Source organism: Vibrio tetraodonis, assembly GCF_003350295.1.
Taxonomy (GTDB): Bacteria; Pseudomonadota; Gammaproteobacteria; order Enterobacterales; family Vibrionaceae; genus Vibrio; species Vibrio tetraodonis.
This window is the reverse complement of record NZ_QLYY01000007.1, coordinates 100,722-123,620: the sequence shown is the minus strand read 5'-3', so window position 1 is coordinate 123,620 and position 22,899 is coordinate 100,722. Positions and strand designations below refer to the sequence as shown.

The 22,899-nt window shown below is 42.5% G+C and carries 19 protein-coding genes; 6 read left to right on the top strand and 13 right to left on the bottom strand.

The window, feature by feature from the left end:
- Nucleotides 1-81: 81 nt before the first annotated feature.
- The 3 genes from lysS to brnQ form a co-directional block, all read right to left on the bottom strand.
- Entirely contained in the window at nucleotides 82-1,602 is a 1,521-nt protein-coding gene (gene lysS / locus DPF90_RS04285; RefSeq protein ID WP_114785034.1) for a lysine--tRNA ligase, read from the bottom strand.
- 50 nt (nucleotides 1,603-1,652) lie between these two features.
- A protein-coding gene (prfB, locus tag DPF90_RS04280) for a peptide chain release factor 2 (RefSeq protein ID WP_114785032.1) occupies nucleotides 1,653-2,751 on the bottom strand; the annotation gives its coding sequence in 2 pieces (ribosomal slippage) (nucleotides 1,653-2,675 and nucleotides 2,677-2,751; 1,098 coding nt in all).
- Nucleotides 2,752-2,913: 162 nt separating this feature from the next.
- Nucleotides 2,914-4,227 (bottom strand): branched-chain amino acid transport system II carrier protein, encoded by a 1,314-nt coding sequence (brnQ, locus tag DPF90_RS04275; protein ID WP_114785029.1) that lies wholly within the window; start codon nucleotides 4,225-4,227, stop codon nucleotides 2,914-2,916.
- A gap of 291 nt (nucleotides 4,228-4,518) precedes the next feature.
- Between brnQ and DPF90_RS04270 the strand changes: the two genes are divergently transcribed.
- Together DPF90_RS04270 and srmB are read left to right on the top strand one after the other, a co-directional pair.
- Nucleotides 4,519-5,238 carry a tRNA1(Val) (adenine(37)-N6)-methyltransferase gene (locus tag DPF90_RS04270; RefSeq protein ID WP_114785027.1) on the top strand — a complete coding sequence of 240 codons (720 nt, stop codon included), beginning with the start codon at nucleotides 4,519-4,521 and terminating at the stop codon, nucleotides 5,236-5,238.
- 89 nt (nucleotides 5,239-5,327) lie between these two features.
- The gene (srmB, locus tag DPF90_RS04265) at nucleotides 5,328-6,560 is read left to right on the top strand and encodes an ATP-dependent RNA helicase SrmB (protein WP_114785025.1); all 1,233 of its coding nucleotides are present in this window, start codon (nucleotides 5,328-5,330) and stop codon (nucleotides 6,558-6,560) included.
- A 75-nt stretch (nucleotides 6,561-6,635) separates the two neighbouring features.
- On the opposite strand, the gene prfC is transcribed toward srmB, so the two are convergent.
- Nucleotides 6,636-8,225: a peptide chain release factor 3 gene (gene prfC, locus DPF90_RS04260; RefSeq protein WP_114785023.1), complete on the bottom strand. Its 1,590-nt coding sequence runs from the start codon at nucleotides 8,223-8,225 to the stop codon at nucleotides 6,636-6,638.
- A 210-nt stretch (nucleotides 8,226-8,435) separates the two neighbouring features.
- Between prfC and DPF90_RS04255 the strand changes: the two genes are divergently transcribed.
- Entirely contained in the window at nucleotides 8,436-10,487 is a 2,052-nt protein-coding gene (locus tag DPF90_RS04255; protein ID WP_114785021.1) for a putative bifunctional diguanylate cyclase/phosphodiesterase, read from the top strand.
- A gap of 3 nt (nucleotides 10,488-10,490) precedes the next feature.
- Here DPF90_RS04255 and rimI read toward each other — a convergent pair whose 3' ends face one another.
- The 6 genes from rimI to rlmE all read right to left on the bottom strand — a co-directional run bounded on the left by rimI (nucleotide 10,491) and on the right by rlmE (nucleotide 16,374).
- Nucleotides 10,491-10,940 (bottom strand): ribosomal protein S18-alanine N-acetyltransferase, encoded by a 450-nt coding sequence (rimI, locus tag DPF90_RS04250; RefSeq protein ID WP_114785019.1) that lies wholly within the window; start codon nucleotides 10,938-10,940, stop codon nucleotides 10,491-10,493.
- Between the two features lie 5 nt (nucleotides 10,941-10,945).
- The gene (locus tag DPF90_RS04245) at nucleotides 10,946-11,344 is read right to left on the bottom strand and encodes a DNA polymerase III subunit psi (protein ID WP_114785017.1); all 399 of its coding nucleotides are present in this window, start codon (nucleotides 11,342-11,344) and stop codon (nucleotides 10,946-10,948) included.
- Nucleotides 11,345-11,439: 95 nt separating this feature from the next.
- On the bottom strand, nucleotides 11,440-12,780 hold the full coding sequence (gene glmM / locus DPF90_RS04240; protein WP_114785015.1) for a phosphoglucosamine mutase: 1,341 nt from the start codon (nucleotides 12,778-12,780) through the stop codon (nucleotides 11,440-11,442).
- A 2-nt stretch (nucleotides 12,781-12,782) separates the two neighbouring features.
- Nucleotides 12,783-13,634, bottom strand: coding sequence for a dihydropteroate synthase (folP, locus tag DPF90_RS04235; RefSeq protein WP_114785013.1), 852 nt, complete (start codon nucleotides 13,632-13,634; stop codon nucleotides 12,783-12,785).
- Between the two features lie 50 nt (nucleotides 13,635-13,684).
- The gene (gene ftsH / locus DPF90_RS04230) at nucleotides 13,685-15,637 is read right to left on the bottom strand and encodes an ATP-dependent zinc metalloprotease FtsH (protein ID WP_114785011.1); all 1,953 of its coding nucleotides are present in this window, start codon (nucleotides 15,635-15,637) and stop codon (nucleotides 13,685-13,687) included.
- Nucleotides 15,638-15,744: 107 nt separating this feature from the next.
- Complete coding sequence (gene rlmE / locus DPF90_RS04225) at nucleotides 15,745-16,374, bottom strand: 23S rRNA (uridine(2552)-2'-O)-methyltransferase RlmE (RefSeq protein ID WP_114785009.1); 630 nt, start codon at nucleotides 16,372-16,374, stop codon at nucleotides 15,745-15,747.
- 113 nt (nucleotides 16,375-16,487) lie between these two features.
- Between rlmE and yhbY the strand changes: the two genes are divergently transcribed.
- Nucleotides 16,488-16,784 carry a ribosome assembly RNA-binding protein YhbY gene (gene yhbY / locus DPF90_RS04220; protein WP_114785256.1) on the top strand — a complete coding sequence of 99 codons (297 nt, stop codon included), beginning with the start codon at nucleotides 16,488-16,490 and terminating at the stop codon, nucleotides 16,782-16,784.
- A 102-nt stretch (nucleotides 16,785-16,886) separates the two neighbouring features.
- Here the strand turns inward: yhbY and greA are convergent, their stop codons facing one another.
- A complete protein-coding gene (gene greA, locus DPF90_RS04215; protein ID WP_114785007.1) occupies nucleotides 16,887-17,360 on the bottom strand; it encodes a transcription elongation factor GreA in 474 nt (157 codons plus the stop codon).
- A gap of 517 nt (nucleotides 17,361-17,877) precedes the next feature.
- On the opposite strand from greA, the gene DPF90_RS04205 reads away from it, so the two are divergent.
- A complete protein-coding gene (locus tag DPF90_RS04205) occupies nucleotides 17,878-18,933 on the top strand; it encodes a porin (RefSeq protein ID WP_114785003.1) in 1,056 nt (351 codons plus the stop codon).
- Between the two features lie 102 nt (nucleotides 18,934-19,035).
- Nucleotides 19,036-20,469 carry a serine-type D-Ala-D-Ala carboxypeptidase gene (gene dacB, locus DPF90_RS04200; RefSeq protein ID WP_114785001.1) on the top strand — a complete coding sequence of 478 codons (1,434 nt, stop codon included), beginning with the start codon at nucleotides 19,036-19,038 and terminating at the stop codon, nucleotides 20,467-20,469.
- Here the strand turns inward: dacB and DPF90_RS04195 are convergent.
- Together DPF90_RS04195 and tyrS are read right to left on the bottom strand one after the other, a co-directional pair.
- Nucleotides 20,448-21,293: a magnesium transporter gene (locus tag DPF90_RS04195; RefSeq protein ID WP_114784999.1), complete on the bottom strand. Its 846-nt coding sequence runs from the start codon at nucleotides 21,291-21,293 to the stop codon at nucleotides 20,448-20,450. The genes dacB and DPF90_RS04195 overlap by 22 nt on opposite strands.
- A 373-nt stretch (nucleotides 21,294-21,666) precedes the next feature.
- The gene (tyrS, locus tag DPF90_RS04190; protein WP_114784997.1) at nucleotides 21,667-22,854 is read right to left on the bottom strand and encodes a tyrosine--tRNA ligase; all 1,188 of its coding nucleotides are present in this window, start codon (nucleotides 22,852-22,854) and stop codon (nucleotides 21,667-21,669) included.
- Nucleotides 22,855-22,899: the final 45 nt, after the last annotated feature.

The following is a 22,899-nucleotide window of genomic DNA, read 5'->3' as shown; positions in this document are numbered from 1 at the left end:
GACAAGTCGCCTAATTTAAATATCAAAAAAGGCCGACTTGTGGCGGCCTTATGAATATATTCGTCGATATATGGATTAAGTTTACTGCGATTGAGGGCGCATCGCGGGGAACAAAATGACATCGCGAATTGTATGTGTATCAGTAAACAGCATAGCGAGGCGATCAATACCTATGCCTTGCCCTGCCGTTGGTGGTAAACCGTGTTCCAAAGCAGTAATGTAATCTGCATCGTAGTACATAGCCTCATCATCACCAGCATCTTTAGCATCAACCTGTGCTTTGAAGCGAGCATCTTGATCTTCAGCATCGTTTAGCTCAGAGAAACCATTCGCTACTTCGCGCCCACCGATGAAGAACTCGAAACGGTCTGTGAAGAATGGGTTGTCATCGCTGCGACGAGCAAGAGGAGAAATATCCGCTGGGTAACCGGTGATAAAGGTTGGTTGAATTAGCTGAGGTTCAGCAGTCTCACCAAAGATTTCTTCTAGAAGCTGACCACATGTCCAAAACGTTTCTACTTCCACGTGTACCGATTTTGCGATAGCAACCATCTTATCACGGTTAGTAAGGTCTTGTTCTGTTAGTGCTTGGATCTCAGCATGCTCTGGGTTGTAGTGTTTGATTACCTCAAACATGCTCATACGAGCGTACTTACCGCCAAACTCAACGGTTTCATCACCGTAGGGCATAGACGTTGAGCCTAGAACGTCCATTGCAACTGTACTTAGCATCTCTTCGGTCAGATCCATTAGGTCTTTGTAGTCAGAGTATGCTTGGTAGAATTCCATCATTGTGAATTCTGGGTTGTGACGTGGTGATAGACCTTCGTTACGGAAGTTACGGTTGATCTCAAACACGCGGTCAAAACCTCCGACTACTAGACGCTTCAGGTAAAGCTCTGGAGCAACACGTAGGTACATGTCGATGTCAAGTGCGTTGTGGTGAGTAATAAATGGACGAGCCGTTGCACCACCTGGGATCACGTGCATCATAGGCGTTTCAACTTCCAGATAGCCTTTTGAACTCATGAAATTGCGAATAGATGAGACTAGCTTTGAACGAACAATAAACGCATTACGAGAATCTTCATTAACGATCAAGTCTACATAGCGCTGACGGTAACGCATCTCTTGGTCAGTCAAGCCGTGGAATTTCTCTGGAAGTGGACGAAGTGCTTTCGTTAGCAACTCGTAAGACTCCATGTTCACATATAAGTCACCTTTACCTGACTTATGAAGTGCACCTTTCACACCTATGATGTCGCCAATATCTAGACCTTGATATTTCTCTTTCAGCTCTTTTTGAACATCTTTTGCAGCATAGGCTTGGATACGACCAGAGGTTTCTTGAATCGCTAGGAATGGACCACGTTTAGCCATGACACGACCAGCGATCGCCACAACATGGTTTAGCTCTTCTAGCTCTTCCTTCGTCTTTTCACCGAATTCTGCTTGCAGATCGCCAGCTAGGTGCTCACGACGAAAGTCATTTGGGTGACCGTTTGCTTTGCAGCTCTGACGGATGTGATCCAGCTTAGCGCGGCGCTCAGCAATCAGCTTATTCTCTTCTTGTACATTGTCGTTTTGAACAGCATCAGTCATTTTTGATGTATCCTGTCTTTCTTTATGAAAATAGTTTTTCGGTGAAAAGCTTACAGGCCTGATTTCAGGCTAGCTTCGATAAATTTGTCTAGGTCGCCGTCAAGAACCGCTTGAGTATTGCGGTTTTCAACGCTAGTACGCAAATCTTTGATGCGTGAATCATCCAGTACGTATGAACGAATTTGACTACCCCAGCCTATGTCTGACTTCGCGTCTTCATTGGCTTGCTTCTCAGCATTTTGCTTTTGAATCTCTAACTCAAATAACTTCGCACGAAGCTGTTTCATCGCCTGATCTTTGTTCTTGTGCTGAGAACGATCATTCTGACACTGGACCACTGTATTGGTTGGAACGTGCGTAATACGTACCGCAGATTCAGTTGTGTTGACGTGCTGACCACCCGCCCCTGATGCTCGGTATACGTCAATACGAAGATCAGAAGGGTTAATGTCGATGTCGATGTTGTCATCAATCTCTGGGTAGATAAACGCAGAAGCAAACGATGTATGGCGACGACCACTAGAGTCAAATGGCGATTTACGAACCAAACGATGAACACCTGTTTCAGTCCGTAGCCAACCGTAAGCATACTCACCGGATATTTTGACCGTAGCACCTTTAAGACCAGCAACCTCACCTTCAGAGACTTCGATTACTTCAGTCTTAAAGCCTTTAGCTTCAGCCCAACGTAAATACATGCGTAGCATCATCGATGTCCAATCTTGCGCTTCTGTGCCACCAGATCCCGACTGTAAGTCAATATAACAGTCTGATTCATCATGATCGCCAGAGAACATACGACGAAATTCCAGCTTTTCTAGCTTAGCTTCAAGCTCAGCAAGCTCTGGTTCAATTTCATCGAAGGTCTCTTGATCTTCTTCTTCAACCGCAAGCTCGAGAAGACCATCAACGTCCTCCACTCCTTGCTCAAGTTGGTCAATCGTTGCCACAACCGCTTCTAGGGCAGAACGCTCTTTACCCAAGGCTTGCGCACGCTCAGGTTCGTTCCACACATCTGGCTGTTCTAGTTCTGCGTTGACTTCTTCTAAACGCTCCTGTTTAGCGTCATAGTCAAAGATACCCCCTCAGGACACTCGTGCGCTCAGACACGTCCTTAAGGCGATTTTTAATTGGATTGATTTCAAACATGTTTGCTCAACATTTATGAGTAGAATTTAACCGAAAGATTGTACTGAAAAGTGTGATGAAGATACAGATTTTTTTTAGAAGCGAATCACGAATCTGGATACAAAAATCCCTCTGATGAACTAGGCCAAACAGAGGGATGTGAACTTGTAAAGGTAAGCGAAGTTATGCTGCTTCTTTGTTTAAGCTGGGCTGCTCAGCCTTACCAATAAAGAACATGCATAGCATGGCAGCAAGAGTGGGCAGTAACCAGCCCATACCGATATCAAACATAGGCAGTATGCTCAAAGCAGATACATCAACACCTGCCACTTTTGCTGCATCAATCAATGCAAAGATAAGCGATACACTGAGCACAACTCTATAACCTAACTTAGGATTCGGTAAAAACTTGCGAATAAATGTAAGCCCTACAAGTGCAATCGCCACAGGATAAAGAGCGAAAAGCACAGGTACTGACAGTGCAATTAATTGTGACAAGCCAACATTTGCGACCACAGCACAAACCACGCCGATTATGATGACCCAATTTTTGTATGATATTGAAGTCAAAGAACTAAAGTAGTCAGAACAGGCAGAAATAAGGCCTATCGCGGTTGTCAAACAGGCAAGCAATACGATAACTGACAGCACAGTTTGGCCGTATGAACCAAATAGAGACTGAACATACAAGCTAAGGATCACACCACCATTGTCGGCACCAGATGCAACCACAGAACTCGTCGCTCCCAAATAGAAAAGCGAAATATAAACAAAAGCGAGTCCGACAGCTGCTATACAAGCCGCGCTAATCAAATATCGAGCTGTTGCTTTTTGTTCTGTAATACCTTTTTTACGAAGCGCATCAACAATCAAAACACCAAACATAAGCGAGCCAAAGGTGTCCATGGTGTTGTAACCATCAAGAAAGCCTTTTTGCAATGGATGGCTTAAGTATTCATCTTGAGCAAATAGCATTGAACCCTGAGGATCATAAAACACCGCAAATGCCAGAATAATCAATCCGATAAATAAAGCTGGTGTTAAAACCTTACCTATCACATCAATTAATTTACCCTGAGACCACGCAAAAAACATTGCGATGGTAAAAAACAGCACAGAAAAGAGCGCAAGATGCGCATCTGTTGCTTCGATAAAAAATGGCTTAACCGCCATCTCATAAGCAACAAGCCCAGTTCTAGGCGCCGCAAAAGCAGGGCCAATAATGATAAAGATTAATACGGCCATTAAGGTTGCAGAGCGTTTAGGTAAATCTTTAGTAAGGTGCTCCCATGAGCCACCAGATACTGCAATAGCAACGATTGTAATTAGAGGAAGACCTACTGCAGTTACGAGAAAACCTATCATTGCAGGCATGATATTTTCACCGGCTAACTGGCCCGCCAGTGGAGGGAAAATAATATTGCCGGCGCCTAAGAAGAAAGCGAAAAGCATAAAGCCTAACGCGATAATATCTGTTAATTTTAAAGTCTGATTCACAAGAGACCCTTTAACTATCTGAGATTGATGTTGTGTATGCTGAGCTGTCCAAGTAGGCGACTCAGTCTATAAATTTGGAGGCGAATAATGACGAAACACTCTCTTACCCGCAACCCTAGCTTAAAGAACGCCATATAAATTTATAGAAAAGGTCAATTGATAGTATTATTGACTAAGATTTAAATAAAAATAAGATAATAATTTCGCTCACACACAAAAACAACCTAACACAATAAATACAAATTTTAAACAAATCAGAAACAAAACCTCCTTTATTTATGGCTGTAAACAATGAAAAAAAGTGATATTAGGACCAAAAGTTTTGCCTTTAAACAGTTTAAAGTGAACAGTGGGCGCATAGGTATGCCAGTCAGTACAGATGGCGTCCTGTTGGGCGCATGGAGTGATATACATAACTCAAAAAGAATTCTAGACATAGGAACAGGAACTGGATTGTTAGCTTTAATGTGTGTCCAGAGAAACCATCATTGCTTGATTGATGCAATTGAAATTGACGAACAAGCTTGTCTTATTGCCAAAAATAATTTCTTTACTTCACCCTGGCATACTCGTATCTGTTTGCAACAAGGTGACGTTCTAACCTTTCCCTTTAAATACAAATATGACACTGTGATATGCAATCCACCCTATTTTAACAATGGAGAAACAGCCCAGATAAAGGCGAGAGCAACTGCAAGGCACACTTTAACACTTGAGCATGAAGAGCTTCTGAAAATCGCTTTACGCTTAATCACTGAAGATGGTAAAGCATGTTTTATTCTCCCGAAAGTAGAAGGAATAAAATTCATTGAACAAGCCAAAACATTTGGTTGGCATCTATCAAAACTATGTGAAGTTAAACCTACAGGCAAAAAAGCCACGAATAGACTTTTGATACAACTCACCCCACATGAAACCGAAGCCGAGTATCAGCAAATTATTATTCAAGAAAATAATACCTACACAGAAGACTTTATCGCTCTAACCAAAGACTTTTACCTCAAGATGTAAAAATTAAGGTGTGATCCTTATCACCGAAGCCTCTATAATACGTGTCCTCAATTTATTGTTCTCACTTACCTGTTTGTGGAGATACCAGAGTGATCAAACATTTTGCTGAACTAGAGCTGGACCCTAACCTGCTCATCGCAATAGAAGAAATGGGCTTTAGCCGCCCAACTCAAATTCAGGCTGAATCTATTCCGCAAGCTTTGGATGGCAAAGACATTCTCGCATCAGCCCCTACAGGTACGGGTAAGACGGCCGCCTTTGTTCTTCCAGCACTTCAGTATCTACAAGATTTCCCTCGCCGAAAACCAGGCCCCGCACGTATATTGATCCTAACACCAACACGCGAATTGGCCATGCAGGTAGCCGAGCAAGCGAGAGCTTTGGCCAAACATACCAACTTGAATATTTTTACCATTACTGGTGGCGTCCAATATCAAGAGCATGCGGATATCCTTTCAACAACACAAGATATTGTGGTGGCGACTCCGGGCAGGCTAATGGAATACATCGAGGCTGAACGTTTTGACTGCCGAGCGATAGAATGGCTCATTTTGGACGAAGCAGACCGTATGCTAGACATGGGCTTTGGCCCAACTGTTGACCGTCTATCGTCAGAATGCCGCTGGCGTAAGCAAACTCTGCTGTTCTCTGCAACATTAGAAGGAAAAGGGGTAGAAGGTTTCACTGCTGACTTATTGAAAGATCCCGCTCATATCGATGCAGAGCCCTCACGCAGAGAGAGAAAGAAAATATCTCAGTGGTATCACAGAGCGGATGACTTAGCTCATAAACTTGCCCTACTCAAAAACATACTTACAGAACAAGCTGAACGCACCATTATCTTTGTGAAAACTCGCGATCGTCTAGCAGAGCTGCGTTCAGAGTTAGAAAGAGCACAGATTCCATGTGCTTGGATTCAAGGTGAAATGCCACAAGATAGGCGCAACAATGCTATTGCTCGCTTTCGAGATGGGACAGTCAACATACTTATTGCGACAGATGTAGCGGCTCGCGGTATCGACCTACCAGATATAAGCCATGTCATCAACTATGACATGCCTCGCAGTGCAGATGTATACTTGCATCGGATTGGCCGCACTGCTCGCGCAGGGAAAAAAGGCAATGCTATCTCACTGATTGAAGCCCATGATCAACCTATGATGGAACGCGTTGCTCGTTACGTCAAAGAAGAAATTAAAGAGCGGTTTATAAAAGAGCTTCGCCCAAAGCACAAAAAGCCTGTATTCAAGAAAAAGAAAAAGGACGACAAAAAAGCCGCACAGCCCAACAATAAGAAAAAAACCACTAAGAAGAAAAAATAACTATCACAGATACAATAAAGGGCTAGCCATTAGCGCTAGCCCTTTATTCTTAATTAAGCACAAACATTGATATTATTAATGCTCACGAGTCGCTCTGAAATCGACATCAGGGAAGCGCTCTTTTGCTAGGTTGAGGTTAACCATAGTCGGTGCGATGTAAGTAAGATTGTCGCCGCCATCAAGTGCTAAGTTGACTTGGTTCTTACGCTGGAATTCATCAAGCTTTTTACCATCTGCACACTCTACCCAGCGCGCCGTCGCTACATTAACACTCTCATAAATAGCCTCTACGTTATATTCAGCTTTTAATCGAGCAACGACCACATCAAACTGCAGCACACCAACCGCACCAACAATAAGATCGTTATTCTGCAGCGGACGAAACACTTGTACCGCACCTTCTTCTGAGAGCTGGACTAAGCCTTTCAATAATTGTTTCTGCTTGAGTGGATCTTTGAGACGAATACGACGGAAAAGCTCTGGAGCAAAATTAGGAATACCGGAAAACTTTAGAGCTTCTCCTTGGGTAAAGGTATCACCAATTTGGATAGTTCCGTGGTTGTGCAAGCCTATAATATCTCCAGCGCAAGCATCTTCGGCCCTTGAACGGTCACCAGCCATAAAGGTTACAGCATCGGATATATTGATTTGCTTACCAAGGCGGACATGATTCATTTTCATGCCTTGCTTATAGGTTCCCGACACGATGCGCATGAAGGCAATTCTGTCTCTATGCTTGGGATCCATATTCGCTTGGATTTTAAATACAAAACCAGAGAACTTATCTTCATGAGCTTCCACCTGACGCTCATTCGCCTGACGTGGCATCGGAGCTGGAGCCCATTTAGTCAAGCCATCAAGCATATGGTCAACGCCAAAGTTACCTAGTGCTGTACCAAAATAGACAGGTGTGAGTTCTCCGGCTAAGAAAAGCTCTTGATCAAACTCAGGGCACGCACCAATTACCAACTCTAGTTCTTCACGTAATTGCTGGGCTAATTCACTCCCGACAGCCTCATCAAGTTCCGGGTTATCCAAGCCTTTAACAATGCGCATATCTTGAATGGTATGTCCTTGGCCCGTTGCATAAAGAATCGTTTCATTGCGATGTATGTGATAAACACCTTTAAATTCCTTTCCGCAACCAATTGGCCAAGTAATAGGAGCACAAGCAATACTCAACTCGCTTTCGACTTCATCCAGAAGCTCCATAGGATCACGGATATCCCGGTCAAGTTTGTTCATAAAAGTCACAATCGGCGTATCACGAAGACGTGTCACTTCCATTAACTTGCGTGTACGATCTTCGACACCTTTAGCTGCATCGATCACCATCAAGCACGAGTCAACCGCTGTCAAAGTCCGATAAGTGTCTTCTGAGAAGTCTTCGTGTCCTGGAGTATCTAACAGGTTAACAAGGCAATCATTGTATGGAAACTGCATAACAGAAGTAGTGACAGAAATTCCACGTTCCTTTTCCATCTCCATCCAATCTGACTTGGCATGTTGCGCAGAGCCTCTTCCTTTAACCGTACCAGCAGTTTGAATTGCACGTCCAAACAGAAGAACTTTCTCTGTTATCGTAGTTTTACCCGCATCGGGGTGGGAAATAATAGCGAACGTCCTACGTTTGGAAACTTCGCCCAAAAAAGCTGAATTTGACATCAAAGATTCTTCTTAAATTCCTAGAGCTAGTGGCCGTCAGAGTAAGTCATGATTTCTTCACTAGCGTAATGATTCTATTTGCGTGGTATTTTCGCTTATATTGACTTTGGGAGCAACCGAGACAAATAATTCTGCTTGAAATGCACTACAAATTAAAATATCAATAAATTTGGTCTATAACTAAAGGAGTAGAAGGAACCAGTTACGATTATGCCTGCGAGCAAAAGAATAAATTCATTAGCATTCCGACAAGCAAAAACCGTTTTCCTAGTATCTGTGATACTGGGGATCATATTTAGCCTGTACCAAATTTTGGTCGATCTCCATCAGGAGCATAAGCGGATAGAAGAACACTACCAGTTCAAGCTGTTACAAAACTACAGTAATGCCAGCCAAGCTGCATATCATTTGAACCAGTTGTTGGCCGAACAGGTCGCCTCAAGCTTATTGATGGACAGTGCAATCTATCAGGTTGCTATTGTCGATGATTTTGGCGATGTGTTAACTGAGCAAGAAAGAAACATCGCGATGGAAAGTTCTTTTACAGAAGCACTGTCGCATTATCTTACGCCAAACACACCAGTGTACCAAACAGAGCTTCATCAACCTAACTCACATGTTGTAGTAGGTATGCTGAGTTTTTCCGTCAATGGGGCGAACATAGCTAAGAACTTTATTGCGAAGACCAGTCAGATACTATTATTCGACCTTTTCAGAAATATCCTACTTACTACGATTCTACTGCTGTTTTTTTATCAGAAACTGTCCAAACCTTTAGTGACACTCATCGAGTGGGTCAGGTCACTACAAAACAAAGAAACTGAAGTTTCAATGCCCAATCTTCATCGAGATGATGAACTAGGACAATTGGCAACCACTTTCCATACTTTATGGAAAGACAGAGAAGCCGCGGAAGCAAAACTAAACCAATTAGCCTATTACGATTCGTTAACAGGACTCGCAAACCGAAGCTTGTTGCTTCAAACTCTTGACGACGTAATCAAAAAAGCTCAACAAGACAACACGGCTGGTGTTCTGTTTTACCTTGATTTAGACAGATTCAAAACTATAAACGATTCGTTGGGACACACCATTGGTGATCACTTAATAAAAGCCATTGCGAAACGCATGGAAGCTTGGCTCGCAGATGATTATACCGCAGCGCGCATTGGTGGTGATGAATTCGCAATTCTCATGCCCTCGATTCATCCAGACAAAGCCCATGATACAGCTCAGCAGCTACTCGCATTAATCTCTAATCCCTACTCAATCGATGACCACTTGCTTTACTGCACAACTAGTGTGGGGATCTCTGTCTTCCCATCAGTTAACAGCACCAATATTGATGTGTTGCGTCAAGCTGATACCGCTTTATACCGCGCAAAAGTGGCAGGAAGAAACAAATACATGTTTTATGAACCAGAGATGCAAGCTCAGGTAGAGTCTTTCTTAGAGATAGAAAAAGGGCTTCATGAAGCAATCAACAAAGGTCAGCTAGAGCTTTATTATCAACCACAAGTGAGTGGAAAACAGCAGATCGTGGGGGTCGAGGCTCTTATTCGATGGAATCACCCAGAAAAAGGCCTACTTCCTCCCGGAGTGTTTATGCCTATCGCGGAAGAGACAGGGCAGATACTTCAAATCGGTAACTGGATTATTGAACAAGCTTTACACCAGTATTCCGTCTGGCTCAAACAAGGTGTGTTACCGGACACCTTTAAGAGACTCGCTATCAATATTAGCCCTCTTCAATTTGGGCAGCATAGCTTTGTAGAATACATACATGATGCACTCGCTCAAGCAGGAGTAAACGGTGATCACATTGAGCTAGAAATTACGGAGAACCTGTTGCTTGAAAACGTAGAAGATGCAATAGAGAAAATGAGCAAGTTGAAAGAATTCAATCTTAAAATCTCGATTGATGACTTTGGGACTGGCTATTCATCACTGAGATACCTAAAACACTTAGCAGCTGATGTACTTAAAATCGATCGCTCGTTTGTTACTCAAGTTCATCTGGATGAAAGCGATCAAGCTATTGTAGACACCATCATCATGACAGCTCAGAGATTAAACTTAGAAGTCATTGCTGAAGGTGTAGAAGAAGTAGCTGAACTTAATATTTTGCGAGATTTGGGTTGTGACCAGTTCCAAGGTTATATCTTCGACAAACCCCTTCCTGCATCAGAATTACCTTCTCGATTCGAAGCCAACTTCTATCCTATTGAGGGATCTTCTATAGATAAAGCAGTACATAAGTAAACTTTACAAGAAAAGATAACTCATGATGATGGCATCCTCTTTGCCATCTTCAGTGGGGTAGTAATCTCTTCTTCTGTCTACTTCATTGAATCCTACTGCATCATACAATCTATAGGCTTTATGGTTACTTGCTCTAACCTCTAGCCACGCACTCTCTGCTTTATCGCTTGCACACATTTCTAGGAATGACGCTATTAGAAATTTACCATAACCATGTCCATGCAATTTCGGCTCTACCGCGATATTGAGAAGAGTTACCTCACCGAGAATATTCTGCGCATAAAAATACCCAACGACTTTTTCATCTTCATTGATCAAAACTTTATGGCAAGCGCCTCGTCCATTTATGTTTTCAATCAGACTAAAAGACCAGGGATGAGTATGAGCCTGTGTTTCAATGGCAAAAACTTCTTCGAGGTGTATTTGCTTGAGGGGCATAAGATTAAGCAACATAATGATTATCGATTCTCACAAATTTGTTGCCATAACTCTCGCCTATATTGAGAGTTACCTCTAACGCAAGATAAGCTTGGTGAGCTTAAGACCTTACCTTGAATGCTTGGATCTATCTGACATCCTGCAAACCAAGTCCAAGCCTGAGTTTTGCTTGATACAAGAGGGAGATATTGTGGGTAGATATGAAGAGCTTCAGCAGTGCTAAGATTCATACTTTTCAAGACTTTTTCAAGTAACTCTGCAGTATCTCCGATAGGATAAGTATCAGATACAAACAAGAGCTTACATGTTTCTGCTAAGCTAATCGGCTTTGCGTTATACCCTTGTAGCAGATTAATATCTTGGACTTCATAAGCCTGAATGCCCATTTCATGCAAATAAATATGTTGATTGCTCAGCATAGGCTCGATACATAACTCACTTAAAATAGCCGAAATTTATACTAGTAATTTACAACTAATCTGAAAGGTTTAGGCCCTAACAAAGGGCCATTATTCTAAAAACTGGCTTTAACAGCTTCCGCTATTTTAAGTGCGGAGGCTTGAACTAAAGCTGCATCTTCTCCCTCAACCATAACTCGAATCAAAGGTTCGGTACCCGATTTACGCAAGAGAACTCTCCCTTTACTACCAAGTTCAGCTTCTACTTCTTCAACCGATGACTTCACTTCTATCGATTCCATAGGATTAGAATCTCCAGAAAAACGCACATTCTCTAATACTTGGGGGTACAGGGTCATTCCCTGGGTTAGCTGTTCAAGAGAGGACTCGCTATCAACAACTGAAGCAAGCACTTGCAATGCAGCAACAATAGCGTCTCCTGTTGTGACTTTATCAAGCAGTATAATGTGACCGGAGTTTTCCGCACCAATCTGCCAGCCTTTCTCCAACAGCTGTTCCATGACATACCGATCGCCGACGGCTGCGCGTACAAAAGGAATACCTAGCTCCTTAAGGCCATTTTCCATCCCTAGATTCGTCATTAAGGTGCCGACAACTCCGCCTTTTAACTCGCTACGGCGCATCGCATCTTTAGCGATGATATAAGCGATTTGATCGCCATCGACTTTATTGCCCTGATGATCAACCATAATAAGTCGGTCACCATCGCCATCAAATGCCAAACCCAAATCGGCTTGCTCCTCAACTACTCTTTTTTGAAGAGCCTTCACGTCTGTTGCTCCAACCTGATGGTTAATATTGGTACCATTAGGTTCAATACCCATAGCAACAACTTCAGCACCTAACTCAGTAAAGACAGAAGGAGCAATATGATAAGTGGCTCCATGCGCACAATCGACAACTACTTTTAACCCAGAAAGACTTAAGTCTGAAGGAAAAGTACTCTTACAAAATTCAATATAGCGACCCGCAGCGTCGTTGAGGCGCGCAGCTTTACCTAGTAAAGCAGAGTCTACACACTCTATTTCTTTATCTAATTCGGCTTCAATCGCAAGCTCAATATCATCTGGGAGCTTAGTTCCTTCTGAAGAAAAAAACTTAATCCCGTTATCATAATAAGGATTATGAGATGCTGAAATCACTATTCCGGCTTCAGCGCGAAAGGTCTGTGTCAAGTAAGCAACAGCAGGCGTTGGCATAGGCCCAGTTAAAGTCGCGTTTAACCCCGCAGCAGCAAGGCCTGCCTCAAGAGCAGACTCAAGCATATAACCAGATATTCTCGTATCTTTACCAATAATAACTTTCTTTGTACCTTGCTTGGCTAAAACTCGTCCAGCTGCCCAGCCTAGTTTCAACACAAAATCAGGGTTAATTGGGTACTGCCCCACATGGCCGCGAACACCATCAGTACCAAAATAACGTCTTTTCTCAGACATATTTATTCCTTTCCAAATTTTAAATCAATATTGGCTTTTACCATTTCAACAATCTTCATTGCATCAAGCGTTTGTTCAAAGTCATGAACACGAATGATTTGCGCCCCTTTCATCGCCGCTATGGTTGCACAGCTAATACTAGCAGCAACGCATTCCACTGGAGATTTATCAAGAGGTTTAAACAGCATGGATTTACGCGACATACCTGCAAGAATAGGGAAACCAAGTTGATGAAGATTTTCAAGGTGCGCCAATATATGGTAGTTATGCTCCAGAGTCTTGCCAAATCCAAAACCAGGGTCAAGTACTAATTGGTTGCTATCAATTCCCATCTCCTGACACACTTGCACACGTTGCTGTAAAAACTTAGTAATGTCCTGGAATAAATTGTGATATTGAGGGTTAGTCTGCATAGTGCGTGGCTGTCCTTGCATATGCATCAAACATATTGCTACGCCAGACTTAGCTGCAACATCCAATGCTCCTGGTTCTTGTAAAGCACGAACATCATTAATCATATCCGCTCCAGCCTGCACAGCTTGGCGCATAACTTCCGCTTTACTGGTATCAATGGAAATCCACACATCAGACTGTGAGCGGATAGCCTTAATAACCGGAATCACTCTCGCAAGCTCTTCTTCTAACTCAACATCTGGAGCACCTGGTCTAGTGGATTCACCACCGATGTCAATAATACTGACACCCGCTTCTACCATTTTCTTTGCTTGCTGAACTGCAAGCTCGAGAGAGTTATATTTTCCACCATCAGAAAACGAGTCAGGTGTGACATTTAGGATACCCATTACATGGGATGTGGATAAGTCTAGGAATTTATTATTTGATTTGATTATCATAAAAAATACAAAAACCCCGACATTACCGGGGTTTAATTGGTTAGTCTATCTTATTCTGCGTCTTTTTTTTCAGGCGCTTGTTCTTCAACAGGATCTGCTGAAGACATCACTTCTTCTTGTTCAGATTTTGATTTAGGTTCATCTTGAACTGAATCTTTAGCCGCTGGCTTGTCAGAGTTATCTCCCCAACCAGCTGGTTCTCTAATATCAGTTTTACGCTCCATTAAATCATCAATCTGACCCGCGTCGATAGTTTCATACTTCATCAACGCATCTTTCATGGCATGCATAATATCCATGTTATCTTCAAGGATCTGCTTAGCACGAGTATAGTTTCGATCGATAATTTTGCGTATTTCATCATCAATGAGTTTTGCTGTGTCATCTGACATATGCTTGGTCTGAGTAACACTACGTCCAAGGAAGACTTCACCTTCTTCTTCTGCATAAAGAAGAGGGCCAAGTTTATCTGAGAACCCCCATTGAGTGACCATCTTACGCGCGATATCCGTTGCACGTTCAATATCATTCGAAGCGCCAGTCGAAACTTTTTCTGCCCCGTAAATAAGCTCTTCTGCTAGCCTACCACCGTATAGACTGGAAACCATAGATTCAAGGTGCTGGCGAGACATACTCACTCGATCTTGTTCTGGGAGATACATTGTCACCCCAAGAGCTCGACCACGTGGAATAATAGAAACTTTATATACAGGATCATGCTCAGGAACCAGACGACCAACAATAGCATGCCCAGCTTCGTGATATGCTGTTGATTCTTTGGTCTCTTCCGACATCACCATGGAACGGCGCTCCGCTCCCATCATGATTTTGTCTTTAGCCAGTTCAAACTCAACCATAGAAACATTACGCTTATTACCGCGAGCGGCAAATAAGGCTGCTTCGTTAACTAAGTTGGCAAGGTCAGCACCAGAGAAACCTGGTGTACCACGTGCAATGAGAGAAGGCTCAACATCTCCTGCCAACGGCACTTTGCGCATATGTACTTTAAGAATCTGCTCACGGCCACGTACATCTGGTAAACCAACGACAACCTGTCGATCGAATCGACCTGGGCGAAGTAAAGCTGGATCTAGAACATCTGGCCTGTTTGTTGCCGCAATGACGATAATTCCTTCATTGCCTTCAAAACCATCCATTTCTACCAGCATTTGGTTCAATGTTTGCTCACGCTCATCATGGCCACCACCAACACCTGCACCGCGTTGGCGGCCAACTGCATCAATTTCATCGATAAAGATGATACATGGGGCTGCTTTCTTTGCCTGTTCGAACATATCACGCACACGCGAAGCACCGACACCAACGAACATTTCAACGAAATCAGAACCAGAGATAGTGAAAAAAGGCACCTTAGCTTCGCCCGCAATGGCTTTAGCAAGTAACGTTTTACCCGTACCTGGTGGACCAACCATCAATACACCAGTCGGGATCTTTCCGCCTAACTTTTGGAATCGACTCGGGTCGCGAAGATAGTCAACCAACTCTTTGACATCTTCTTTCGCTTCATCACACCCCGCCACATCTCCAAATGTGGTTTTAATTTGCTCTTCACTCATCATTCGAGCTTTACTCTTACCAAATGACATAGCGCCTTTACCGCCGCCGCCTTGCATTTGGCGCATGAAGAATATCCACACACCAATCAACAAGATCATTGGGAACCAAGAAATAAAGATCGTTCCTAACAAGCTCTGTTCTTCTGGTGGTGTTCCTTGTACTTTCACATTCTGGTTGATCATGTCATCCAGAAGTTTTTGATCGTACACAGGCATATAGGTCACATAACGAGAGCCACCGCCGCGACGAGTGAAAGTAATTTCTTCACCTTTAAAGGTCGCATCCTGAATCTGGCCTTGACCAACTTCTTTTACAAATGTGGTGTAATCAACTGCTCTGCCACTGCTATCTCCAGGGCCAAAGCTCTGGAAAACCGACATCAAAACGACAGCGATTACAAGCCATAGAATTAAATTTTTTGCCATATCACTCAAGGTGTAAGCCTCGCGATAAATAATTGTAATTAAAGGTAGGGTACTACAGTTTGTAAACTGTAGCTACAGTGTTAACCTGTGCTTCATAAAGCAAATAGTTAACCTTTGTAACCAGTGGCTACAATAAACACTTCTCGGGAACGCGCCCTAGAAGAATCAGGTTTGCGGATTTTCACGACTTTAAACATCTCGCGAACATCTTTAACGTATTGATCGAAACCTTCGCCCTGAAATACTTTCACAACAAAACTACCATTTGGGGCTAGAACTTGTCGACACATATCTAAAGCCAGTTCAACTAAGTACATAGCTCTTGGTTGATCAACAGAGTTGTTGCCTGCAATATTAGGAGCCATATCAGACATAACAACATTCACCATAGATGGTTGAATTTTATCTAACAAAGCTTCCAATACAGAGTCTTCTCGAAAGTCTCCTTGAAGGAAACTAACCCCTGCAATCGGATCCATGGGAAGTAAATCACACGCAATGATTTTCCCCTCGTCACCTACTAGCTTAGCAGCATATTGAGACCACCCACCGGGAGCTGCTCCTAAATCAACGACTACCATTCCAGGTTTGAGAAGCTTATCCTTATTTTGAATTTCTTCGATCTTAAAATAAGCACGAGAACGATAGCCCTTTTTACGAGCTTCATTGGCGAATTTGTCGTCAAAATGCTCTTTCAGCCAACGTCCTGAACTGGCTGAATGTTTCTGTTTGCTCATCCAAATCCTAATTAAACAAAAGGCCACGATAGCCAATAAATTATAGTCTTCAGGGATAGATGGCGTTAAAATGGTATTTTTCAACCCTTAAAGTAAAGAAAATTGGCCGCGTAATGAACTTAAGCACAAAACAAAAGCAGCACCTCAAAGGCCTAGCACATGGTTTGAAACCCGTCGTGCTTATGGGCGCAAATGGACTTACTGAAGCTGTTCTGGCGGAAATCGAGATCGCTCTTAACCATCATGAACTGATAAAAGTTAAGATAGCCAGCGAAGATCGTGAAACAAAAAACCTTATTGTTGAGGCTATTGTACGTGAGACTGGTGCTGAAAATGTACAAGTAATAGGTAAAACCCTTGTTCTGTACAAGCAAAGCGACGATCGTAAAATTGAATTACCACGCAAGTAATAATCACAGCATTATGCGAAATAGCAAAAAGGTCGCCTTGCGCGACCTTTTTCACATTCACTGATCACGAATACAGAACAGTGACAAAAAGTAGTAGAGAGTCTATCGATACTCGACACTGTCAATTTCGAAGTCTCTGTCACCACCAGGCGTGGATATCACTACTTCGTCGCCTTCCATTTTACCGATCAGACCTCGAGCAATGGGTGAGCTTACAGAGATACGACCCGCTTTGATATCAGCCTCATCATCGCCAACAATCTGATACGTTTTTTCATCTTCAGTGTCGCAATCGATGACAGTAACTGTCGAACCAAAGATAACCTTTCCAGTGTTATCTAGTTTCGATACATCAATCACCTGAGCGACAGATAATTTGTATTCGATATCTCTTATTTGAGCTTCACAGATCCCCTGCTCTTCACGAGCTGCATGATATTCTGCGTTCTCTTTAAGATCACCAAGTTCACGTGCTTCTGCAATAGCTTCAGATATTTGAGGGCGAAGCTTGAGTAAGCGGTCTAATTCTTCACGCAGCATCTTTTTACCGCGGACTGTCATTGGGACTTTTTCCATGTTTTACCTCATTGCCAAAGCTATCTTTGGACAAAACGAAACCACCCAATCGGACGGATTGGGTAGAGAATATGACTCAACATTAATTTCTCTAGTGTAAACAAAGTTAGCGACTAAATCACCTGAATTCATCTCTAGGATTCTCAGACTTATAAATAAAATAATTTCATCAGCTAAATCCATAGCTTAAAGCTCTTTAGATGCACTATTCAAGCATAAAAAAAACTAAACAAACCCATAGGTAAAAACAAGACTAAATGGAAATTTTTATCATTAAAAACAGTTGATTGAGTATTTTTTACCAAAAATAAAACAGCGTGCAAAATTCATATTTATATCTTTTTACTAACTTAGATTGGAACTTTGGCGTTAAAACAAAAGCCAGCAAGACTTCTATGGCTCTAGTTGCGTGCTTAAGCTTGTTGCCAACCTATGCAGTCAGAACTGTGGAACGGAAGAAAATAGAAAGGCTAGCCCTTTCAAAAATATTTATGGACAGTAAATTAGGACCAATAAGATGAACAAAACTCTGATCGCTCTAGCCGTTTCGGCTGCCGCTTTTACAACTGGTGCAAATGCAGCAGAGATATACAACCAAGATGGTAACTCTATCGAGCTTGGTGGTCGTGCAGAAGCCCGTCTAGCGCTAAAAGATGGTAAAGCGGAAGACAAGTCTCGTGTGCGTTTAAATTTCCTAGGTAAAGCACAAATTACAGATGGCCTATATGGTGTCGGTTTCTATGAAGGTGAATTTACCACTAACGAAAATGGTAAATCTACAGACAGTGGAGAGTCAGACCTAACTAACCGTTATCTATACGGTGGTATTGGCGGTACATTTGGTGAAGTGACCTATGGTAAGAATGAAGGTGCACTTGGCGTAATCACTGATTTTACCGATATCATGGCTTATCATGGTAACTCTGCTGCATATAAAATCGCTATCGCAGATCGCTCAGACAACATGGTTTCTTACAAAGGTCAATTCAATAACCTAGGCCTAAAAGGCAGCTACCGTTTCGCTGATGCTGAGGCTGATGGTAATAATGGCTACAAAGACAATGATGCTGATGGCTACTCACTATCTGCAATTTATGCAATCGGCGAAACAGGCATCAAGCTTGGTGCAGGTTATGCAGATGGTACAGAAAACGTCGACTATTCAGCCAAGAGTGATGGCTCAGACTACAAATACACTGATCGCTCTCAGTATATGCTAGCTGCTTCCTACACTATCAATGATCTTTACTTTGCAGGTACCTTCGTTGATGGCGAAGATCAAATTGTTGGTGAAAGCGATACTACAGATCTCACTGGTTACGAATTTGCAGCGGCTTATACTCTAGGACAAACTGTATTTACAACCAGCTATAACTACCTTGAAAGCGATAAAGCAGGCACGAAGAAAGACGAAGCTGATAACGTAGCTATCGATGCAACATATTACTTCAAGCCTAACTTCCGTGGTTACATCTCATACAACTTCAACCTACTTGACGAAGATGCAGCACAAAATATCACTAAGGCAGATGCCGAAGACGAATTCGCACTAGGTCTGCGTTACGACTTCTAATTTACGACTAAATTTGACAGTCTGATCACGCCCGCTTCTAGCGGGCGTATTTTTTACTGGTTATACTGGTTCTTCACCTTTTAAGTCGTGTGACGTAATTCTATGCAGACCTCCAAATTATTTGTGGCTTTTGTTATTTTTCTTCTCTCTTTTCCTACACTGGCTGACCTCACTATCGAACAACTTCCCAAAGGGGCACAAGCTAGTCTTCTGATTGAATCTTTGAACCAACAACAAGTCATTTATGATACACAAAATACAGAGGTCTACTTTCCACCTGCCAGCACTCTAAAACTCGTCACTGCACTGGCGGCAAAATTAGAGCTTGGTGATGACTTTCGCTACGAAACAAAGCTTGAACAAATAGGTAAAGATCTCATTATTCGCTTTTCTGGAGACCCGACACTAACGACAGAAGACTTGAAGCGACTATTGCAGGTTGCCAAAAGAAATGGACTGAAGAATATTGAGGGTAATATTTGGTTAGATAACAGTGCCTTTACAGGATACGATCGCGCAGTAGGCTGGCCTTGGGATATACTCGGAGTTTGCTATAGCGCTCCCGCAACAGCCATCACGCTTGATGGAAATTGTGTCCAAGCATCGATATACAGTCAGGATGATGGACAGACCAGAGTCTATGTACCTAAACATTTTCCTGTTTACGTCACAACTCAAGCATCAAGTGTGTCAAAAGATCACCAAGAAAGCACCCAATGTAATCTCGAACTGGTCACATCGCCTAATAATCATTATCAACTGCAAGGCTGCTTAATAAAACGCAACAAACCTCTACCGCTTAAGTTTGCAGTCCAAGACCCAGGGTTATATACCCAGCGAATGCTAGGTACTTTATTAAGTCAAATGAAGATCTCTTTTTCTGGTTCAATAAAAATAGGAGCACCTAAAGAGAACTCAGACATCACGTCTCTACTTGCGACTCACCACTCATTACCTCTTCCGCACCTTTTGGGAACAATGATTATAGAGTCGGACAATTTGATTGCAGATAATCTAACCAAGACATTAGGTTCTAAATTTTATATTCAACCCGGTAGTTTTAATAATGGAACTAAAGCGATCAAACAGATCATTTTTGCGCACACAGGAATAGATTTACATGATGTACCCATGGCCGATGGCTCTGGACTCTCACGCAACAACCGGTTTTCAAGCAAGACCATGGCCCAAATTCTACGTCACATATGGCTAAACGATGAAAATCTCAATATGATTGAATTGATGCCAAGTTCTGGAGAGTCTGGAACGCTAAAATACAGGCGTAGCATGCGCAAAGATCCCATTAGGGGACAAATTATAGCCAAAAGCGGCTCTTTGTATGGTAGCCACAACATGGCTGGTTTTGGTCTAGATAGTTCAGGTAAACCTTCCACAATATTTGTTCAGTTTGTCTCTGACTACTTTCCCGAAAAGAAAAAAAGCGACAGTCCTCCAACCGTCGCTCCAATTACCCAATTTGAACAAGCCTTCTATAAAGATGTCGTCAAGTTTAGTCAGGTAATACCTAAAAAATGATTAACGACATTAAAGAAAATCCACATACCTGAAATATCAACAATCGATGCTAATACTGGGCTGACAAGAACGGCTGGGTCCAGTTTGCACATTCTCGCTAATATGGGTAGTAGCCCTCCCAAAGTCGTCGATAAAATCACTTGAATAAACAGAGCGACGGCGATTGCAGTAGCAATGCTACTAAGTGGAAAACCTCCTGTCGAAGCATGGCCACTAAATAGCATTACACGAGCAACAATCACCATAACAATTGCAATCGCCAAGCAAACAGCAACACGACTCTCTTTCCAAAAAACCGCAAGCCACTGGCGCTTTCTAAGCTCCCCTGTTGCTAGTGCTCTTATCACTAAGGTCGCAGCCTGAGTTCCTGTATTGCCTCCTGCCGCCGCAATCACAGGCATATACACAGCTAATAAAACAAGCTGACTTAAGGTATCTTCATATTGAGCAATAATCAGCCCTGATACGATACCAAGCAAGGCCAAGGATATGATCCAACCAATACGCTGTTTCACATGCTCCAGCACTGAGGTTCTCAAGTAACTGCCCGTGGTTTCTGCTTCAGAATGAATAAAGCCCAATCGATGAGCATAGTGGCGTGCTAATTTATCTTCACCTTTGTTCTCCAGCAGAGCAATTAACTGCTGTACATAACCAAGAGAGCAATTGCGCAAAATGGCTACAGCTTCTTCAATAGGCATAATAGATAGCAGATCCACTTGCTGCTCTTGTTCGTACTGCAAAAAAGCATTACGAGCCGCGCCAATTTCCTGCTCAGAAAAATAAGCACCGTTTTTAATATATGTATTGTTCATTACCTTCATGGCGAATCTCCCGATTGGCAATAGGTAACGACCATCAAGTCACCAAGCAATGAGACTAAATATCATTATCTGGTAGGAACTTAAACTCTAGAAAGGAAGGAGAAAAATTTGAGAAGTATTTGGGAAAAGATGTTCTCTACCACATGGCAGAGACGCAAATAGTCAACACCGATGCAGGTTTATTTTTCTCCCTCCATACTAGGGGGATGGTCGATGTTGTTCATAAAAGTCTCCAAATAAAACCATCAAAGCTGACGGCGATCGAATGATAACAAAAATTACGATTTACTACAGTTAATTCTGCGTAAATCGTCCCAATACTGACAAAGCTCATTAAAAAAGCGCCATTAAGGCGCTTTTTTAATTACATTACTCAATTTATCGTGATTCGAGCAAACTTACGCTTGCCGACCTGAAAAACGTAAGTGCCAGTAAGTGGAGCAAACTTAGCGTCTGAGACTTTCTCACTATCTATTTTCGCTGCGCCTTGTTTAACCATTCGCATTGCTTCAGAAGTAGAGGCACACAAACCGGCTTCTTTTAACAAATTACTTACAGGCAATCCCGCATCAAATGTAAACTCTGGCATTTCATCTGGAATTTGATTTTTAGCAAATCGATTAACAAATTCCTGTTCGGCGGCATCGGCCTCTTCTTCGCTGTGGAAACGCGCAATGATTTCTTTGGCGAGTAACACTTTTATATTACGAGGGTTCTCTCCTTGAGCAATGCTTGCCTTGAACTGAGCAATTTGCTCCAGCGGACGGAAAGAAAGTAAGTCATAATAGCTCCACATCAGATCATCTGATATCGACATGATCTTACCGAACATTTCACTTGGCGCTTCACTAATACCAATGTAGTTATTAGCAGACTTAGACATTTTCTTCTCACCGTCAAGGCCAACAAGAAGCGGCATCATCAACACAACCTGCGGTTTTTGCCCATTTGCTTTTTGCAGTTCACGCCCCATCAGCAAGTTAAACTTCTGATCGGTCCCGCCAAGTTCAACATCCGTTTCCATTGCAACCGAGTCCCAGCCTTGAAGAAGAGGATACATAAACTCGTGAATAGCAATAGGTTGGCCACCAGCATAACGCTTTTTGAAATCATCACGTTCAAGCATGCGTGCAACAGTCTGATTGGCAGCTAAGCGAATCATACCCTCTGCGCCAAGTTCAGATAACCATTCCGAATTAAACTGAACCTTGGTTTTTGCCGGATCAAGAATTTTAAATACTTGCTCTTTGTAAGTTTCAGCATTACGAATAACATCTTCTCGACTCAAAGGTGGTCGTGTGGTGTTCTTACCTGTAGGGTCACCTACCATCGCAGTGAAGTCTCCAATAAGGAAAGTAACATCATGACCTAGCTCTTGGAACAAACGCAGCTTATTGAAAATAACCGTATGACCAAGGTGAATATCAGGAGCCGTAGGATCAGCACCTAATTTAATCCGCAAGGGGCGATTCTCTTTTAACTTTGCTATTAGCTCTTCTTCAGGAATAAGCTCTTCAACGCCGCGCTTAATCTCGGCCAGTGCAGATTCAATACTCGCCATTCTTGTTCACTCCCACAGATTTGGCAAAAAATTAATAATTTACCA

Coding starts and splice junctions, on each gene's coding strand:
- DPF90_RS04270 (WP_114785027.1), top strand. CDS start 4,519: ATGAAAAAAAGTGATATTAGGACCAAAAGTTTTGCCTTTAAACAGTTT.
- glmM (WP_114785015.1), bottom strand. CDS start 12,780: ATGTCTGAGAAAAGACGTTATTTTGGTACTGATGGTGTTCGCGGCCAT.
- DPF90_RS04195 (WP_114784999.1), bottom strand. CDS start 21,293: ATGAAGGTAATGAACAATACATATATTAAAAACGGTGCTTATTTTTCT.
- rimI (WP_114785019.1), bottom strand. CDS start 10,940: ATGTTGCTTAATCTTATGCCCCTCAAGCAAATACACCTCGAAGAAGTT.
- prfC (WP_114785023.1), bottom strand. CDS start 8,225: ATGTCAAATTCAGCTTTTTTGGGCGAAGTTTCCAAACGTAGGACGTTC.
- folP (WP_114785013.1), bottom strand. CDS start 13,634: ATGATAATCAAATCAAATAATAAATTCCTAGACTTATCCACATCCCAT.
- yhbY (WP_114785256.1), top strand. CDS start 16,488: ATGAACTTAAGCACAAAACAAAAGCAGCACCTCAAAGGCCTAGCACAT.
- greA (WP_114785007.1), bottom strand. CDS start 17,360: ATGGAAAAAGTCCCAATGACAGTCCGCGGTAAAAAGATGCTGCGTGAA.
- dacB (WP_114785001.1), top strand. CDS start 19,036: ATGCAGACCTCCAAATTATTTGTGGCTTTTGTTATTTTTCTTCTCTCT.
- lysS (WP_114785034.1), bottom strand. CDS start 1,602: ATGACTGATGCTGTTCAAAACGACAATGTACAAGAAGAGAATAAGCTG.
- DPF90_RS04255 (WP_114785021.1), top strand. CDS start 8,436: ATGCCTGCGAGCAAAAGAATAAATTCATTAGCATTCCGACAAGCAAAA.
- DPF90_RS04205 (WP_114785003.1), top strand. CDS start 17,878: ATGAACAAAACTCTGATCGCTCTAGCCGTTTCGGCTGCCGCTTTTACA.
- tyrS (WP_114784997.1), bottom strand. CDS start 22,854: ATGGCGAGTATTGAATCTGCACTGGCCGAGATTAAGCGCGGCGTTGAA.
- rlmE (WP_114785009.1), bottom strand. CDS start 16,374: ATGAGCAAACAGAAACATTCAGCCAGTTCAGGACGTTGGCTGAAAGAG.
- ftsH (WP_114785011.1), bottom strand. CDS start 15,637: ATGGCAAAAAATTTAATTCTATGGCTTGTAATCGCTGTCGTTTTGATG.
- DPF90_RS04245 (WP_114785017.1), bottom strand. CDS start 11,344: ATGCTGAGCAATCAACATATTTATTTGCATGAAATGGGCATTCAGGCT.